Genomic DNA, 18,491 nt, shown 5'->3' on the forward strand with positions numbered 1-18,491 from the left:
TCATAGGTAAGATGAAAACGTTTCAACAGCCCAATCCTTTAAGTCCTCTGACTCCCTGTTTCAATTCCTCATAGGTAAGATGAAAACTGTATGAAAAATGGAAACGAGAAGAACTACCAACAGAGTTTCAATTCCTCATAGGTAAGATGAAAACGACAATAGCGAAATAGAAAGATTGGTTGGCATATAGGTTTCAATTCCTCATAGGTAAGATGAAAACGCTCAAAGAAGCGTTCTATGGCATTTGGGATTGCTCGTTTCAATTCCTCATAGGTAAGATGAAAACGGAATCTATCTGAAAGGAGGCTTACACATGCCAGCGTTTCAATTCCTCATAGGTAAGATGAAAACCCAAACTCACGAATAACCGGAAAGTCAGCCCTATTCATGTTTCAATTCCTCATAGGTAAGATGAAAACTTGGATATCTGCCCGTTTCGTGCCTGGATTATAGTGTTTCAATTCCTCATAGGTAAGATGAAAACATCATTTCTGATAGACTCTATTTCTTCTTCATGTTTGTTTCAATTCCTCATAGGTAAGATGAAAACAAATAAAAATAGCAGGCGTTCATTATGAAATTGAGTTTTGTTTCAATTCCTCATAGGTAAGATGAAAACTTCAACGCCTTCCGGCATGTTTGCTGATCGGAACAGTTTCAATTCCTCATAGGTAAGATGAAAACTACCTGAACTATTACAAGCTATACAAACATTAGACGGTTTCAATTCCTCATAGGTAAGATGAAAACAGCAAAATGATTAGCTTGGTATTCCTGCATTTCAAGTTTCAATTCCTCATAGGTAAGATGAAAACGCGGAATTATAGAAAATCACGAGTGCGTGTTCATGCTTGTTTCAATTCCTCATAGGTAAGATGAAAACATGGTTCCCCAACGTGGGCCGAAACCAGATGTCCGGGGTTTCAATTCCTCATAGGTAAGATGAAAACAAATGAACGCCCGTTACGAGCGTTCATTCATCAATTTTGTTTCAATTCCTCATAGGTAAGATGAAAACTTGACAGCGCCGATGCTCCTAAACAAGAAAGTGAGAGCAAGTTTCAATTCCTCATAGGTAAGATGAAAACGAAATTGTTGCTGATCTAAGAAAAGCCCGCTCTCTCATGTTTCAATTCCTCATAGGTAAGATGAAAACAGAAGATATATATACCATTTTCGAACATTGGGTTTCGTTTCAATTCCTCATAGGTAAGATGAAAACATTTGCCTTGGGTCGAGGGTTCCGAAAGGAAAGGTAGTTTCAATTCCTCATAGGTAAGATGAAAACTTTCTTTAGCTTCTTTTATCAGTACATCAACTTTTTGTTTCAATTCCTCATAGGTAAGATGAAAACTCACCGCAACCGTCGCAATAGTGTGTTTCTAACTCTGGTTTCAATTCCTCATAGGTAAGATGAAAACGAAGGTTTAGGTACAGCCCTTAGCATTGAATCACTCCTGTTTCAATTCCTCATAGGTAAGATGAAAACTGATTCCTAAACCATCCATTCCACACAAGAAAGCGACGTTTCAATTCCTCATAGGTAAGATGAAAACTTCTTCTTCAATGCCCCAAAACTCTATGCTGTCGTCAGTTTCAATTCCTCATAGGTAAGATGAAAACGGAATCAGCAAACCCGATCTCAACAGCTTTTTGGGCGCGTTTCAATTCCTCATAGGTAAGATGAAAACGGCTTCAACAGCGATTCTTGCCCCTGCATCGACCTTGTTTCAATTCCTCATAGGTAAGATGAAAACGGCGATTCCATCAAAGGCATCTCCACCTGGAGAGTTGTTTCAATTCCTCATAGGTAAGATGAAAACGGCCGTCATGTTTTTATTCGGACGGGTATTCAGGCGAGTTTCAATTCCTCATAGGTAAGATGAAAACGCTGAAGCAAATTGAAGAAAACGGCGCCGTCACGGAGTTTCAATTCCTCATAGGTAAGATGAAAACCCAAAAAAATTGCGTTAATACAATAATAATATACTCCTCTAAACTTTTTATCAATCACTTATTCTATAAATATAAATTTCAATAATGCTATTTAATTGGCGATTATCTCTTAATATCTGTCATTATCTTTGTTTTTCCTTTTGTCGTCGATCCCCTGGGTTTGATGTCGTGAGTAGGATCGACGACAATTTCTTCAAATCATAAAATCGACATTCCCCTTCTCTCTTCCCATTATCTCCCTTTTTGAATATTTCTGAGAGCGAAAGGTATATATAATGATTGAGTCCTCTTCTGCATCCAACAACTTCTCTAATTCTTTTTTTAATTTTACAAAATTAGCTCTTGAAATTTCCCCTTCAAACACCGAATTCTGTACCCAATGTAAATACTTCCGACAAATTTTCAACGCCTTGCCAACTCTTTTTTGCCCAAAATCGTAAACAAGTATTACAAACAATGAAAGCACCCTTTCCATTTACCAAAGAGAGGCATACGGCTCATAAGGTTTTTCGCCCAATAGATGTTTTTGGATTTTGTATAACTCTAGTCGAATAAGTCTTCGATATGACACATTCTTACCCAAATGCCGATGGTTTACAGTTGTTCTCATTCGTGATTCCATTTGTTCAAGAAATGTTCTCCTTCCTTTATCATTTAATAAAATACCTCCACCATGTTCTTTTTCAAAATCTTTTTGGGTGATCATTCTCTTGTTGATTAATTGAAAAATTAATCGGTCAACCATAATAGGTTTAAAAATTTCAGCTACATCTAAATTTAATGAAAATCTTCTAAAATTTGTAGAGTGGAGAAAGCCAATCCTTGGATCAAGGTAAGTCTTATAAATTTCACTTAATATCATTGTGTAGCATAAAGAATTCCCGAAACTGATTAAAGCATTGAGACGATTTAAAGGTGGCCGTTTGCTTCGCTTACCAAACTGGAAATCATCATTTCTAATAATTTCGTCAAAACCTCTATAATAATTTTCTCGTGCATGCCCCTCAAAAGCCATAAGTTCTTCCACTGTTTCTGCATTATTTAATTTTAACAGCGATGAATTTAGCTCTTCGATAATGCCTAAAAGCAATTCATTGTTTTCTTTTCTTCTATTTGCATAATACCGTAGCACTTGTTTCATTTGGTTGATAGAGCCCGAAATAAACCGCCTTGCTAAATCAAGACGAAGTTTCTTATCTAAATATGCTTCAGATTGTTTTAGGATCACATGTCCTGCGTTTAAATGTTCCCTTGGATAATAAGTTCCCGTGTAATAGCCGTAATAGTTAAAAAAATGAACGCAAATACTTTTTTGGCTTAAAAAATCAAGAAGCTTTGTGTTTAAATCAATTTCAGAAAAAATAAAAATATCATTCGTATCTTCCACTGGAATAAATTTTCTTTTTCCATCCTCGTCAACAAAAAATAATGTGTTCTCTTTTCTTTTAAGTACTCCGCTCCTTGTTATATATAACGTTTTTTTCATTAATCTTCACCTGCCCAACAATAATCACGATACGCACAGCGATTGCAAAATTTTATTTTCTTCGGAGAAGGTGGTACAGGCAATTTGGCATATGTTTGAATATCTTTAACAGCTTCGAGTAATTTTTCTCTATTTTCATCCGTTAATTCAACTTGCTCTTTTGTTTTTTCTTCTGTGAACAATAACTCGCCCTTAGCTTTAATACCCATTTGCTTTAGTTGCTCTAGGTAAAATAAAAGTTGAAAATAACTACTTTCTTTAAAGCGAGATGTTTTCTTTATTTCTTGGACAACTAATTCGTTGCCAACTTTCTTAATCCGATCGATTTTCCCGCTGCCAATGTCCACTTCTTCTTTCCCTCGTTTACTATAGTAATCATGCAAAAATCGACCGATATCTATGTTTTCATCTTCTTGATCGGGTGCAATACTATGCATCATAAGCCAGAGCTCGCGTTTGCAAATGAAGTAATACCAAATATGCGTTCCGGTAACGGGATAGACATCATCTCTCATTTAATGCTCCTCCCTTACATATCATCCTAAATAATTGAATTGCTTACCTCATTGCCCGCAATTTTCAATCCTTTTTCTAAAGAATAACTATATTCATCTTCTAATAAAGGGACTCTGTATTGAATAAAATCTTCATTTTCTGCTAATTTTAATGCTTTTTCTACAGGGACGTTTAATACAAATTGATTAAACAAAAGATTAAAACGTTTATTTTGAGCATAGGACCAATTTAACCGTGTTTTTTTATCTAAAAAAAGATTATAAATCTGTTTAGGATTTTCTATCTTGAATTCTTCTAATAGTCGTTTAAATGGATTAGAGATCCAATTTTTTTCATTTTCCCATTGAAAAGGGATAAAGAGAGGAAGTCGATAATAGTCGTCACTTTTAAATACGTCATGTCGCGAAACTTTTTCCCAATTACCTCCTACAGCTGCTTCAATATCTTGTAATACGGATTCATAACTATTTTCGGTAAACATTTGCTCGTAAAATCTTTTTACAAGTGCATCCATTTCATGTTCATACCACTCATCCCTTTGAAAAAGTAGTTCATCGGATATTCGGCATAGGGACGAATCATAAATGAATCGTGTGTCTTTCTCATCTCTCAAAAATATTCCTGTTTCGATTTTTCCGATAGGCAATTCACGATGGCGATTGACTCTTCCTGCTGCTTGGACAAGTGAAGGTAAAATGGGCAAAGCACGGTACATGTAATGAAAACTTAAATCAACACCCGCTTCAATGATTTGTGTTGAAACGACACGAATTCGATTATTGGTACGCCTCTCTCTCTGATTGCTAATACTTGTATTTATTTTATTTAACTGAATTGATTTATGCATAGGAATCATTAAACCGTGAATCAAATAATTTTCTACATTTTCTTCATATGGTAGTTTTTCATACACATCAATAGCATCTTGAATCGTATTTAAAATTGCGGCGCCACTAGGTTCAGTTAAGGAAGAAAGCCTTTCTGCACAAGAGAAACACGTTTGTTCACCAACAATCTTGATTTGATAGCGATTATTTTCTTCTTTAGCACCAATTGATAATTGCTTCGGAATTTCTTTCAATTTTTCGTAAAAAGGTGGCATGGTTGCTGAACAAAAAATAATCGTTAAATTGCAAAGACCTGCGATTGATTGTAAACCGACTAAAAACAAATTCCACACACTGGCATTTATGATTTGTGGTTCATCAATAATTACGATAGCATCTTTTAAATAAACTCTTCGCAACGTCTCTTGAGCACGTCTAGGAAAAATTGCTTTCATCCATTGAACAAAGCTTGTACATACAATATCATTTGCCCACGCTTGCACATATAAGTCACTATGTTTATCTGTTTGGGAATTTTCTTCTAATGTTTTTTCATTTAGAATTGCCATCGAGTGGTGCTGTATTGGTACTTTTTTGATTGCCTCAAAAATCGCTTCGGCATTTTGCTCTAATATTGATATATAAGGTGCAACATAAATGATTTTAGAAAGTTTTTTTGTCTTGCCAATTTCCGATGCTAGTTTTAAAGCAGTCACCGTTTTACCGTACCCTGTTGGCATTTCTAATACAAAATAAGAACAATCTCTCACTTTCTCCCATTGTTCTAGGATATCCTTCTGCGCATTAGCCCTAACATCAGCTAAAGGATGTTGATTTCCCTGGTTACAATAACTTTTAATATTTTCAACTATCGAATCCCACTCTTCGTTTTCCACACGCTTATCAGGAATATTTTGGATTTCAAAACGGTCTGAGGAAATTAGAACCGTTGTCAATGTTCGCCATCTTTGAATGATATCCATCATTTCAACAGGTGTACGTGATAGTTTCCTTTTATCTAAATGAAGTTCATAAATCGCATCGTCTACTAAATCTTCAAAGATGCCACATTGCCAATCATTTAAATCTTTAGCATTGAAGGATACACCTTCTTCCTCGTATATCGGGAATAGCCGATAAATCCACTCTTGAATCCCAAGCATATCCATTTTTTCAAAGGAACCTTTTTCAATATCTTCATTTTCTATAAACCCTTTTAGACTTCCGTGATGATCTGCAATATCTCTGGTGAGCTGTAACCATAACGATTTGTAAACATCCCATTCTCCACGAATTTTTAGCCAGTGATAAGCCAAATACGAAAAAAAGATCGCTCCACAACCGGAATGATTCGGGCCTGTTTTTTGTTCCCCATTGATATAAGCTTGCCAATCATAATGTGCTTTACCGATATCGTGGCTTAAAGCAGCGAATTCAAGAAGTTTTCTTTCCGTCTCTTCTATATTTTCCTTTTGAAAAAAAGAGTGCGTATAGCAGCGCACTCCTTCTAAATGATGAACCAAATAATAGCGTTGTTTTCCGTCATCTGGCCTTGCTATACAATCCACCAAAGAAACTAAACGAGACATAATAAATCCCCTTCAAAATCTAATAAACGAATTTCTGAATTGCGTTTTAATTTTGGTTTAAAAACAAGACTTCTTCCATGTTGTTCATAAATAAAGTCGACTGACTTTTCAAATGTTCGTTCGCCCACATAATTTTTCATAAATCCGCTAGCCCGTTGATAGGAATATCCATCTTCAATAACTAGCTCTTCGATGAGCTGAACTGGAACAACTGTTTTTGAAGTCAATGTATTTGTAAAAGAACGAACTTCATTTAATTGCCATGTTCCCACATATGCAGGCTTTGTAAGCGCATAAGCAGATCCAAGATATGTCGAATAAACGGATTGATTATTTTTTAAAAATTGTTCTAATTGATTGACATATTCATTACCTGCGTAAAAAATACGATACGCAGGTTGAACAAGTAATTGGACCGTTGTCGGACGATTGAAGACGGTTCCTCCTCCTTTACCGAGCAGTGACAACTGTTGGCTAACCATTTCTACTTTTGATAATAATTGGATGCCAACTAGATCACTAGTGACAAAATCTTCAATCCCCAGTATGGCTCCCACCATGCCTTTCGCTACAGTCGGCGGAATAAAAGGATATGTCAGCTGAGTCGCCGTAGTGTCCGGTCTTCGGAAATGACCCAATGAACTTTTTATATCAAATGCAACAACTTTCAAAATGAGAGCCTCCTTTACCAGGCAATCTCTTGAATGTAAGGTTCAATATTACCCTGTACCCTCAATAATGGTTGCTTCCAAATTCGGCATCTTTGAATTTTGTGTTTTTGTTTTGATAACGTATCAATTAAATCGGTTGCATCTAAAACGATCTCCTTAATTGATGATGGACGTTTATCATCTTGACGCCATGCATCTTCTTCAGGATGGAGTTTGACCATATCTTCTAGCGACCCGATTCGATAAAATGGGTCATTGTATTCAACATGAACTAAAAATAACGGCTCCTGTTGTCCTCTTCCTCGCGCATGACGATTTTGCGTTCCTTGCCAAAGTCCTCTAATTAACAACTCTTGATCTTCTTGTGTCATGTTTGTGTGCTCTGCACTTTTAGCATTGATGACGCCTGCCATCGAAAATACAGCAAATGGAAGAGTATAGCTTGTCCAGATTGTTCCTTGCGATTTTTCCTCTCCACCACTCGCAGCATCACTGCTTGGCATCGTGACTGTCCCTTGAACGTAATGAGTATCAACAGGATGCATCGAATGTGCCCATGCAAATTGAACGGGACCTGTTAAATGAAATTTCGGATTTTCTGAATAAACAATCCCGAAAGTTCGGACATCAAAAGCATGTTCAATTAATACTTTTTTCATGTCTTGTTTCGCTTCTTTTTCTTTCCCGACAGTTTCTGCGATTTTCATGGCTAGCGACTTTCTTCCAAGCAATTTACCTTTATCATTTGTAACCGCTTGAACGAAAACATGATTTTTCTCCGCTCCATCTGGATACATTGCCACTACAAAATCACGCACATCTCTTTTAATACTTACATCAGAGAGAGAAATGCGGCCGTCTTCCTCTGGAAAAATTCGACGAGCATCACTATCATTAAGCGGATCGCGATTTGGGATTCCATCTTTCACAGATTTTACAAACAACAATTCCCCATTATTTACTTTCATTAGCTGTTTCCTCCTTCTTTACTTTTGGAAGCATTAAATATCCAGACCAAAACATTGTCATAAATTCATCTTTTTCTTTCGTAAATGCTTGTTTCTCTTTCATCGCAATCATTGATGGTAGGACGAGAGACAAGGCATGGTTATAATTTGATTTAATCCCAAAATCCCATTGTTTTTGCAATTCTTGCATACGTAAAAGTCCATTTTTCCAAATCATTTCAGGCGTTAATTTACTTCCAAAGCGCATGACTCTCGTATCCACATAAGATTTTCCTGTTTTGGCTCGGTAGGAACGTTCAAATTGTTGAAGTAGACATCCTGTTACAAAGCCTATTTTCTCTGTTGAATCGAGATCTTCAGACTGAAGCTCACCATTAAGGTATCGTTGTAAGATAGACTCCCATTGTTGCATGCTTAGCTTCCCCTCCTTTTCTTTTAAAACAGTTTCGTAATACTGTTTATAAAACTCAATGAACAAATGATAAAATAACAGCTCATATCTAAGATTCCAGTATTCTTCTTTGTTTGCCAGCTCATTGATTCGCCTGCTTGTTTGCTTTGTTACCCTCTCTAATCCGATAGGTTCCCGGTGCAAAACTGCTTGCATCATTGACCAAATATAACCAGGACCGTAGGCATTGCTTAACAATGTAGGTAAATGGCTTACTTTAAATCTAGCAAACTGAAGCTGATTTTCTGGTATGCTTAATTGGTCAGCAACTCGATTAAGTAATGTATTTACATTTTTTTTAATAATTCTTTGTACCTGATAGGCGACACTTGGAACAACGTCTTCAATTTGTCCACGAATATGAATATCCCCACGGGACATTGTCCCAGAATAATAAATAATGGTTAGCCTGTAATCATCAGTTAATTCGGGAATCATTCTTTTTTGGACCCCACTTATAATTTCAAGTTGAAGATCGCTCTCTTTCATGTTTTGTTCTTCATATCTATTTTTTAATACTTTAAACTTTTCATAAACTTCAATTGAATCTTTATTCAAAAGCGGCAAAAAATAAGGAATTCCATAGATGGCCTCAAAACTAGTTGGTCGCATATTTTTTTTCGCTTCAACATTCTGAATCGGCGCAAACATTTCTTTTAACATCGAAGCATGCAATGGGGTTTGCACTTGTTTAAGAAATTGCGTCCCATAAAAAAAGGCTTCATACTCTTTACGGTTTAAACGAATTCCTTTTGTCCATTCCTTTTCTTTCCAATAAATAGATCGCGGCATTTCCCATGTCGGACTTAACCAGAGCCATCCTTTATTGTAAGCAGATACTACCTTCTCTGAAGGCTCATTAGAAATCGTTGAAACTCGTTCATTTTCGCTTCCAAGCTCCGCTGCTTCAAGAAAACGCGCTTCAATAATGTTGGAAAAAATGGCGCTAGATTGAATATAAATCGAACCGTTATCCATTGCACTAGTTGATATAAATAGGCTTTCTTCCTTACTCTCATTCGAATAAATATTTAAAGAAAGATCAAGTATAACTAAAACACCTAGTTGCTTTTCTTCCGTTACATACTTCGATGCTTCATTTACAAGCATATTAGTAATCAAATCTACCTTTTTTTCTAATGTCTTTTCATCTTGATCCATATAAGGAATGGTTCGAACTAATCGGTCATGAACCATTTTTTTCGTTTTCTTTTCATCTGTAAAATTCTTGATATGCGGATCATACATCGGGTAGCATGGAATTGGATAGACCCCTTGTGCGTGAAGCGGATTTCCACCCGAGGGTAAAGTGATTGGGATCCCACAAGCTTTTTTTAAATCGACCGGACCATTTTTTTCGTCTTGAAATTGTTTGAATTGAAATCCCGTATTATCTCTACCGATTTCAATTAGAAAAATATGACCGTAAAAATTTTTCACCTCCTCTTTCCCAAAATCAGTTAGCAGTTGAATTCTTTCAATAATTGGCATTGGGCTTTCTACAATTGGTTTACCAATTTTGATAATATCTGATAACAGCATCGTTTTTCCCCTCCTTTCGATATTAATCCCTTGTAGGTAAGGTATTCTCAGGTAAAATCATCCCGAATCCACTGCTATTTTTACTAGCCAGCCCGGTATTTAGAAGAAAGGATAAATATTCTGCTTTTGCTTTTAACTGGTACTTCCCTTTCCACCCCGTGATCCACGTCCCTTTGTAGTTCGTAACTACCTTGTCCCATTTATTTACTTTAATTGGTTCGACCGAAAGAACTTGTCCTTGTTCTGAAAGAGGCTTTTTCGTAAACGCCTCGTATTTACGAATAAAATTTTCTTCGATTAAATGTTCAAATACTTTGTCGAATGGGGTGAAATAATGCGTGATTTTTTTACCGTCTCGCTTTTCGTATGTAGAATAAACCGTTATTGGTGAAACCGCTTTCACAATTAGCGTATCTTCATTTACTTGTAGTTTGTCAAACTCTAAACTGTGCAATTTAATAGAATATCCACGGATCTTCAAATCTTCAGATAATATTAAAAAATTCGCTGTCTTTTCTATTATTTCTGGTATAATTGAACTAATTGAAAGGATAATTTTGTCATGAAAAGTGATTTTTTTAGTATTTTTATCATATAACGTCTTAGGTGATTGGAGAGAGCTAAAGCAAAACAATTTATATGTCCTGTTGTTATGTTGAAAACCTTCTTCATGGAGTTGTGTTGCTTCTTCTTGGGGTAAAATCTTGTAGACAAAAGATTGGAGCAGATGTTGGTAGTTTATTGGCAAAATTAGCGGTGCCTCAAACGAGAATGTAACATGAATAGCGGGCATCCTCATAATCCTCCTATGTACTTCTATTTAAATGTATAGTATCATCATTAAAAAATGAAGTCAATATGGACTTCACTTTTTTTTCCTTTTAGGTAAGATTTTTCCTAAGTACTTCTATTGTTTCAAACCCCTATTTCGAGATAAGATGTACATCTTCTTTAGAATAAGTTATTTTTCTTTAGTTTTCAAATGCCTATAGAAATAGCAAAAAGGTCTGGGCTACTGATAGATATTCAATGCGTCATATATTCTCAATATAAATGGCTGAAACTGATAAAATTGATTACACTAAAAAAATATATTCAACATACAGGAATTAGGACGTCACTTCTTACACAAGTGAGAAGTGTATCGACTTACCGCTATTTCGTTTATTTGGAAAATGCTTATGAAAGCTACTGATTGAGTAACAAACTACAGGAAAGGTTTTTTGATTTTCTCAATCGTCGATCCCACTCACAACATCAACCTTAGGGGATCGACGACAAAATGATTTTACTAAAACCTTATAATAATGGTGTTTATATGAAATATAAATTGATTAATTTCTTAAAAATCGATACCATAACAGTAACTTCTCTTTTATTTACCGGGATTTGCATCTTACCTATAAGGAATTGAAACCTGGCGAAGAAATTCACAAAAAATACTTCATTACGATTTGCATCTTACCTATAAGGAATTGAAACCATGACACCTGAAAAAATTGAAGAAGTGCTGCTCAAATTTGCATCTTACCTATAAGGAATTGAAACTTGCAAATCTGGGTGCAACTGATAGCCTGTAGCTAATTTGCATCTTACCTATAAGGAATTGAAACTTAGAAAAGGTTAAAAATATCCATATTTCTTTGAGATTTGCATCTTACCTATAAGGAATTGAAACTAACTTTCTCCTTTTTGTCTAATGAGGAAACCTTTATTTGCATCTTACCTATAAGGAATTGAAACAAGGGAAACGCAAATTCAAAAAAGATGCGATTCTCTTATTTGCATCTTACCTATAAGGAATTGAAACTTGACAAGAAACTGTATTACCGCCCAGAGAACTTGAAATTTGCATCTTACCTATAAGGAATTGAAACCGTGGAGCGCGTGCACCACGGGTCCTTCCGGCATTTATTTGCATCTTACCTATAAGGAATTGAAACCTATCCGATTTTTGCACCATCTAACCTCATCTAAACATTTGCATCTTACCTATAAGGAATTGAAACCCGAGCAGGAACAACAGATTAAAGAAGAAAAGCCAATTTGCATCTTACCTATAAGGAATTGAAACGTGATCAAAATAATGATGTGCCAAATGAACAAGAAATTTGCATCTTACCTATAAGGAATTGAAACTAACCCCTCTCAAGACCTACGATCTTTCGGACGAAATTTGCATCTTACCTATAAGGAATTGAAACCAGCGTTGTCGCTCCAATAGGATTGCAAAAGGACTTATTTGCATCTTACCTATAAGGAATTGAAACAAATATGCACCCATTTTCTATATCCTCCCTAAAACTAATTTGCATCTTACCTATAAGGAATTGAAACATTGAGGAAAAAGGCCTTAGAAAAAACTTTGTTGCCATTTGCATCTTACCTATAAGGAATTGAAACCTGTGCGATCTAGGCGCGGCCACGGCGACTTTCGCATTTGCATCTTACCTATAAGGAATTGAAACTTTGTGACAAAAGTCCTCTTTCATTGTGAGTTTATCATTTGCATCTTACCTATAAGGAATTGAAACAAGTTAAAAAGGCCTGTCAGCGAACCCTTGGGCGCGATTTGCATCTTACCTATAAGGAATTGAAACTTTCCATAAAACCCCTCCTCAGTTGTGTCGCATCATGATTTGCATCTTACCTATAAGGAATTGAAACGCGGAAGCATCGGGGGATATTTTGGAACAGTTTATAAAATTTGCATCTTACCTATAAGGAATTGAAACCATGGAAAACCTTCAATTATAATGATGTGCCTAGAAATTTGCATCTTACCTATAAGGAATTGAAACTTGCTAGTCTGTACAATTGAATGATTGTACAGACAATATTTGCATCTTACCTATAAGGAATTGAAACCCATGTCGTCTGTCTCGTTGTCTTCGTACTTCTTGACATTTGCATCTTACCTATAAGGAATTGAAACCTAGACAAAACATTCCCAGAATGGGAAGTCTACCCAATTTGCATCTTACCTATAAGGAATTGAAACATTTGTAAAATACAGGTTCATCCGGGTCGTCGTTTGCGATTTGCATCTTACCTATAAGGAATTGAAACGTGCTCAAGGCTTGCATAAAGGCAAGCAGACTATTGTATTTGCATCTTACCTATAAGGAATTGAAACCCCATTTCTTGCAAACGAGCGTGGGCGAGAGCATTCATTTGCATCTTACCTATAAGGAATTGAAACCGGCGCTTGCTGAATGGGAAGCTGCCAATATGTCAGAATTTGCATCTTACCTATAAGGAATTGAAACTATTGAAGATGATAGCCAGGCGAATTGGGCGCTCCATTTGCATCTTACCTATAAGGAATTGAAACAAATCAACTTGCTTCGTGATTTCAGGATGAATCACATTTGCATCTTACCTATAAGGAATTGAAACATAGCTGGATAGTCGAACAAATCAACGGTGCATTTACATTTGCATCTTACCTATAAGGAATTGAAACAATTCGGAAAGAAAAAAAGCAAAGTCATAGCCAGATATTTGCATCTTACCTATAAGGAATTGAAACTGTAATCAAACAGGTCTCTGCACAGTTCGTCATAAGAATTTGCATCTTACCTATAAGGAATTGAAACTGTTTCATATAATGAAAACATATCTGAACACATAGGATTTGCATCTTACCTATAAGGAATTGAAACAATACTGGTTCTACTTAGTGTCAAAGGCTGCCGTGTCATTTGCATCTTACCTATAAGGAATTGAAACACGGGGCTGTCGACGCGAATAACGATTGATTTCCAAAATTTGCATCTTACCTATAAGGAATTGAAACAAACCGATACTAGACGGACGTGGCATGTCTATCCGCATTTGCATCTTACCTATAAGGAATTGAAACCCGAAATAGCGCGCGCCATCCTTCTCGATGATTTCCGATTTGCATCTTACCTATAAGGAATTGAAACTGATACAACAAACCCTAATGGAACAGACAAGTTATTCATTTGCATCTTACCTATAAGGAATTGAAACGGTTTTATATGATACTTAATCAAACCTAGTTTTAGATTTGCATCTTACCTATAAGGAATTGAAACTTTCATTGAAGCGACTGAACAGTCTGTTTACTTTTCATTTGCATCTTACCTATAAGGAATTGAAACTTTAATAAGTGAGAAGCCTTTCGGCTCCTCCTAAAATTTGCATCTTACCTATAAGGAATTGAAACTTAGTAGGCTTACGGCTAAGGAGTGGTAACAAATTAAATTTGCATCTTACCTATAAGGAATTGAAATGTTGTAATATTAGATTGGCCATAATTCAATCGTTCAGCAGCTTTCGAAATATTCCCTAGCTTAGCAACCTCTACAAAAACTTGAAGATCATTAATGTTCATTTTGGTTACCTCATCCCTAGTATTAAAAATTTCAATACCTGTTATGATAAACTAACATTTTATTTAATGCTAAAATTCTCTTATAATTAAGTCAACTCGGGGAGGTGCTTATGAGACAAAAATTAAGCCCTATATATGTCACATTCATTGGTTTTTCCGTGTTGGCGATCGTTATGGGGATTGGCCGGTTTGCATATACGCCTATTCTTCCATATATGGAGCAGCAACACTTATCTTCGTATCAGGCTGGCTTGCTCGCAACGGTAAATTATGCCGGATATTTTATCGGTGCTTTTTTAGCAGGAAAGCTTACACAAAAGCCTGCTACATTGCTATGGATGATTGGGATCAACATCATTACTACATTGATCATGGGCCTAACAGATTCGATCGCGGTTTGGTTTGTTTCACGACTAATCTCCGGGTTGACGAGCGGAATCGCGTTTGTGCTTGTTTCCAGTCTAATTCTTCAATATATAAAACAAGCATTGCGAGGCTCTTTGGCCGGGTGGCTGTATGGAGGGGTAGGCTTTGGGATTTTTCTTTCCGGCATCCTCACCGTTCCACTATCCTCGTTTTTTGGAGGCTGGGAAGCTTCATGGGTCGGATTGGCAATCGTTAGCTTTGTCTTGTATTTATTTATATTCTTTGGGCTGTCTACAATTAAAACAACGACTACGCTGGAAGCATATGGCGAGAAAAATGAACCATATGAAGATGCCAAAACAAAGCAAAAAGCATTTTTCCTTTACAGCTCTTATTTTTTTGAAGGATTTGGATACATTATTTTTGCAACGTTTATTATTTCGATGCTAGCGACTACAATAAAAATGAACGTGCCGAGCCCTTATATTTGGGCAATTGTTGGGATCGGCGCCATTCCTTCTTGTATCTTTTGGATGTGGCTTAGTGTCAGGATCACTACACTCAGTGCATTGAAGCTGGCATATCTCGTTCAAATCATTGGAGTTATTCTTCCTATTTTTCTAAAACATTCTTTTTTTATTTCATTAAGTGCCATTTTTTTTGGCGGAACGTTTTTAGGGATTACAATGTTAACATTTTCGATTGCCAATGACTTGTTTCCAACATCCTCCCAACAAAAAATCAGTGGTTTAACGACGGTTTATGGTATTGGGCAAATGTTAGGCCCCATCATTGCCAGTTTGCTGATTTCAGATCGAAATTATGTTTATGCTTTTAGCTTAGCTGCTGTTTTTCTAATTATTGGTTTCATTAGTTTAAAATTTGTGAATAAGGAAAAAGAGACGGTACAACCTTTAATTAAGTTACATAGATGATTGTTGTTTAATCATATAAAAAAGGTTTTTTTACATCCTTGTGTGGAAAGTTATATTTAGGACAAAAAGTGAACTTGAATTAATTAGGAGGTTACTCTCATGTTTTCATCCCCACTTTCAAAAGAACTTAACATCACTTACCCCATCATCCAAGCCCCGATGGCCGGAGGCATTACAACACCTGAGCTTGTTGCGGCGGTTTCAAATGCGGGAGGTCTCGGGTCGATTGCCTCAGGGTACATGTCCCCGGAATCGCTCCGTGAGAGCATACGCCAGACGAAACAGTTAACGGATAAACCTTTTCAAGTGAATCTGTTTGTTCCTGGCGAGGATGAAGTAGAGTTATCCCGCGAGGAATTAGAGGAAGCGGATAAGCTGCTGCATCCGTTTTACAACGAGCTAGAGATTGACATTCAGGAACTGCCGACGAATTTTACTGAACCTTACGATGAACTTGTGGATGTTGTGATCGATGAAAGTATTCCCGTGGTAAGCTTTACGTTCGGGATTCCGTCTGAAGAGGTGATTCAAAGGTTAAAGCAAGCCGGCGCTTTTGTGATCGGCACAGCGACGACGGTAAATGAGGCGATTCATTTGGAGAAAGCTGGAATGGATGCGGTCGTTGCGCAAGGCAGTGAGGCAGGTGGGCACCGGGGAACGTTCTCAACGGATTTTGAGCAGGCGATGGTCGGATCGATTGCCCTCATTCCCCAGGTTGTAGACAATATATCGATTCCAGTCATTGCAGCTGGCGGTATTATGGATGCAAGGGGTGTCCTTGCTGCAGAGGTGCTTGGGGCTTCTGCGGTACAGATGGGAACGGCGTTTCTCACTTGCGAGGAAAGCGGCACGAATCCGATTCATCAGAAAACAATCCTTGAAAGCTTTGAAGACAGCACAGTCGTTACGAATGTTTTTTCAGGCAAACCTGCGCGGGGGATTCACAATTATTTTATCGAACAAATGAATGATTACGAGCATCTTATTCCCCCATACCCTGCTCAAAATGCGTTAACGAGTACATTAAGAAAAGAAGCCGGGAAGCAACAAAACATCCGCTTTATGTCGCTTTGGTCTGGCCAAGGCGCAAGGCTAAGCAAGAAAACGACAGCGGCCAACCTCATAAAGGAAGTTGTTCAAGCGTATGAACAACTGATCGCGAAGAAATTTTAGATCCTTTTAAAAATACTTTTTTTGTAATTCGTGCATTTTTTTTCAAGTGCAGGGAATGACTATCATTGAAAAATATTTTTTGAAAGGATGATCAAAAAATGGATAGAGAAAACTTTTTGAATAAAGATGAAAGCATTGAAACAGAAAAAATTGAAAAATCAATGGCAGAAATGAGCCAAGAGGAAAAAGGCTCTATTCTTGAAAATTTCAACCGTTTCAAAGACTTTTTAAGCGGTAAAGTTGAAATCGCTGAAAAAATGGGCATGGATGAACATCAATTAGCCGCTGCTGCTGAAAAAGTTGCGAATTTCTTGGCTCGAAATGAAGAGCCTCAAAACCGTGAACAGCATTTATTAAAAGAAATGTGGATGGTTGCTGATGAAGACGAGCGTCACAAAATAGCACATGTGCTCGTTCGAATGGTAAGCGATGGAAGCAGGCCAGCACATTAATCATGAAATCGGCAGAGTATTGGCGCTCTGCCGATTCCTTTTTAAATTGTGATTTTGCTTGCTTCAAGCAGCCTTTCTGATGTTTTTCCGATTTGTTCGTAAGTGTTTGCAAGTTGTTGCATGCTTGCATTATGTTCCTCAGTAAATGCTGCGATCGTATTCGTTGATTCGTTCATTTGTTCGATTGCTTCTTTAATCGCTTCCAGTTGCTTTTCGATTTCAAGCACACGTTCGTTGCTGCTATCGGCCATTTTGCGGATTTCTTTCGCAACGACTGTGAAGCCTTTTCCGTATTCCCCGGATCTTGCAGCTTCGATGGAAGCGTTCAATCCAAGAATATTCGATTGTTTCGCGATCCCTTTTACAAGGCCAAGAATGGAATGGATTTGTTCAATGTCTTCTTTCATGGATTCTGATCGTTCAGACAACTCTTGGAGCTTTACAGCAATATCGCTGGATGCCGCAATCATCTCCTCTCCTGTTGCCGTCATCTGTTGAACGGCAGAACCGAGATCATGCGCACCCTCTCTTAATATTCCCACTTTTTCGTTGGAAATCACTGCACTAATGACGCCAATTACTCGCCCTTCATCATAGATGGGCTGGGCGGTTGAAATATATGGTACACCAAAAATTTCTGCTCCCTTTTCCTCCCTAAGTGTTTTTCCGCTTTTCAGCGCTTTATAGGTGACCGATTGATTTATCGATTCCATCGGCGTCCCAACTTCAATTTTCAAATCAAACGACTTGCCGGGCAAAGCTTCGATGACTTCCTCCATATCGCAAAGGTATAAGCAAGCGTCTTCCGGATATGTGTTTTGAAACTCTTTCATACATTCTTTTATGTTTTTTAATTTTGGATGCATTAGAGCCCCTCCATTATGTTCGTTATCTTTATTATCGGTTAAATATTAAAAATTTTATAGTTTCCGTTAAATTAGATAGTCTCATTTGTGAAAGAAAAATCTATAGCAAAGAAAGACAAAAAGATGAAGAAAGAGTTATACGAAAAAGCGAGAATAAAGGAATATTGGATTGTCGATCCAAATAATGAATATATTGAAGTGTATTTGCTCGGTGAACATAACAAATATGAGCAAGCGGACATTTTTGGAAGGGAAGATCGAATAAAAGCATCGATATTTGAAGATTTTGAGTTTGATCTTTCAGCAATTTTTACAGAATAAAACTCCGAA

At 36.9% G+C, this 18,491-nt stretch carries 13 protein-coding genes, 1 pseudogene and 2 CRISPR repeat arrays (1 of these 16 only partly in view); of the genes and pseudogenes, 4 read left to right on the forward strand and 10 right to left on the reverse strand.

Translation table 11 applies throughout. The features are described from left to right. A CRISPR array of direct repeats spans positions 1 to 1,956; the repeat unit is 30 nt; unit sequence GTTTCAATTCCTCATAGGTAAGATGAAAAC; it begins 6,725 nt to the left of the window's first position. Positions 1,957 to 2,149: 193 nt separating this feature from the next. The 9 genes and pseudogenes from cas2 to DCC39_RS02925 all read right to left on the reverse strand — a co-directional run. Continuing rightward, a complete protein-coding gene (gene cas2, locus DCC39_RS02885; RefSeq protein ID WP_116553376.1) occupies positions 2,150 to 2,413 on the reverse strand; it encodes a CRISPR-associated endonuclease Cas2 in 264 nt (87 codons plus the stop codon). An 18-nt stretch (positions 2,414 to 2,431) separates the two neighbouring features. Continuing rightward, positions 2,432 to 3,442: a type I-B CRISPR-associated endonuclease Cas1b gene (gene cas1b / locus DCC39_RS02890; RefSeq protein ID WP_116553377.1), complete on the reverse strand. Its 1,011-nt coding sequence runs from the start codon at positions 3,440 to 3,442 to the stop codon at positions 2,432 to 2,434. Next, positions 3,442 to 3,957: a CRISPR-associated protein Cas4 gene (gene cas4, locus DCC39_RS02895; protein WP_116553378.1), complete on the reverse strand. Its 516-nt coding sequence runs from the start codon at positions 3,955 to 3,957 to the stop codon at positions 3,442 to 3,444. The genes cas1b and cas4 overlap by 1 nt, the downstream gene beginning before the upstream one ends. Before the next feature lie 26 nt (positions 3,958 to 3,983). Then, positions 3,984 to 6,374 carry a CRISPR-associated helicase Cas3' gene (cas3, locus tag DCC39_RS02900; RefSeq protein WP_116553379.1) on the reverse strand — a complete coding sequence of 797 codons (2,391 nt, stop codon included), beginning with the start codon at positions 6,372 to 6,374 and terminating at the stop codon, positions 3,984 to 3,986. Next, positions 6,362 to 7,045: a CRISPR-associated protein Cas5 gene (gene cas5, locus DCC39_RS02905; protein WP_116553380.1), complete on the reverse strand. Its 684-nt coding sequence runs from the start codon at positions 7,043 to 7,045 to the stop codon at positions 6,362 to 6,364. Before cas5 ends, cas3 begins: the two co-directional genes overlap by 13 nt. A 14-nt stretch (positions 7,046 to 7,059) precedes the next feature. Continuing rightward, positions 7,060 to 8,013 (reverse strand): type I-B CRISPR-associated protein Cas7/Csh2, encoded by a 954-nt coding sequence (gene cas7b / locus DCC39_RS02910; RefSeq protein WP_116553381.1) that lies wholly within the window; start codon positions 8,011 to 8,013, stop codon positions 7,060 to 7,062. Beyond that, positions 8,000 to 10,006 (reverse strand): hypothetical protein, encoded by a 2,007-nt coding sequence (locus DCC39_RS02915; RefSeq protein WP_116553382.1) that lies wholly within the window; start codon positions 10,004 to 10,006, stop codon positions 8,000 to 8,002. Before DCC39_RS02915 ends, cas7b begins: the two co-directional genes overlap by 14 nt. A 22-nt stretch (positions 10,007 to 10,028) precedes the next feature. Further along, positions 10,029 to 10,799, reverse strand: coding sequence for a CRISPR-associated endoribonuclease Cas6 (gene cas6, locus DCC39_RS02920; RefSeq protein ID WP_165820764.1), 771 nt, complete (start codon positions 10,797 to 10,799; stop codon positions 10,029 to 10,031). 594 nt (positions 10,800 to 11,393) lie between these two features. Continuing rightward, positions 11,394 to 14,268: a CRISPR direct-repeat array (repeat unit 30 nt; unit sequence ATTTGCATCTTACCTATAAGGAATTGAAAC). Between the two features lie 14 nt (positions 14,269 to 14,282). Then, positions 14,283 to 14,369 (reverse strand): annotated as a pseudogene (locus DCC39_RS02925) (LysR family transcriptional regulator); the annotation flags it as partial. 110 nt (positions 14,370 to 14,479) lie between these two features. On the opposite strand from DCC39_RS02925, the gene DCC39_RS02930 reads away from it, so the two are divergent. From DCC39_RS02930 to DCC39_RS02940, 3 genes are all read left to right on the forward strand, one after another. Beyond that, complete coding sequence (locus DCC39_RS02930) at positions 14,480 to 15,670, forward strand: YbfB/YjiJ family MFS transporter (RefSeq protein ID WP_116553384.1); 1,191 nt, start codon at positions 14,480 to 14,482, stop codon at positions 15,668 to 15,670. Between the two features lie 99 nt (positions 15,671 to 15,769). Further along, positions 15,770 to 16,843, forward strand: coding sequence for an NAD(P)H-dependent flavin oxidoreductase (locus tag DCC39_RS02935; protein ID WP_116553385.1), 1,074 nt, complete (start codon positions 15,770 to 15,772; stop codon positions 16,841 to 16,843). Positions 16,844 to 16,941: 98 nt separating this feature from the next. Next, positions 16,942 to 17,295, forward strand: a complete 354-nt coding sequence (locus DCC39_RS02940) for a DUF3243 domain-containing protein (protein WP_116553386.1) — start codon at positions 16,942 to 16,944, stop codon at positions 17,293 to 17,295. Positions 17,296 to 17,336: 41 nt separating this feature from the next. Here the strand turns inward: DCC39_RS02940 and DCC39_RS02945 are convergent, their stop codons facing one another. Then, positions 17,337 to 18,161 carry a methyl-accepting chemotaxis protein gene (locus DCC39_RS02945; RefSeq protein WP_116553387.1) on the reverse strand — a complete coding sequence of 275 codons (825 nt, stop codon included), beginning with the start codon at positions 18,159 to 18,161 and terminating at the stop codon, positions 17,337 to 17,339. A gap of 87 nt (positions 18,162 to 18,248) precedes the next feature. Between DCC39_RS02945 and DCC39_RS02950 the strand changes: the two genes are divergently transcribed. Continuing rightward, positions 18,249 to 18,482 (forward strand): Uma2 family endonuclease, encoded by a 234-nt coding sequence (locus DCC39_RS02950; RefSeq protein ID WP_116553388.1) that lies wholly within the window; start codon positions 18,249 to 18,251, stop codon positions 18,480 to 18,482. Positions 18,483 to 18,491: the final 9 nt, after the last annotated feature.

The organism is Pueribacillus theae, from assembly GCF_003097615.1.
Lineage (GTDB): Bacteria > Bacillota > Bacilli > Bacillales > UBA6769 > Pueribacillus > Pueribacillus theae.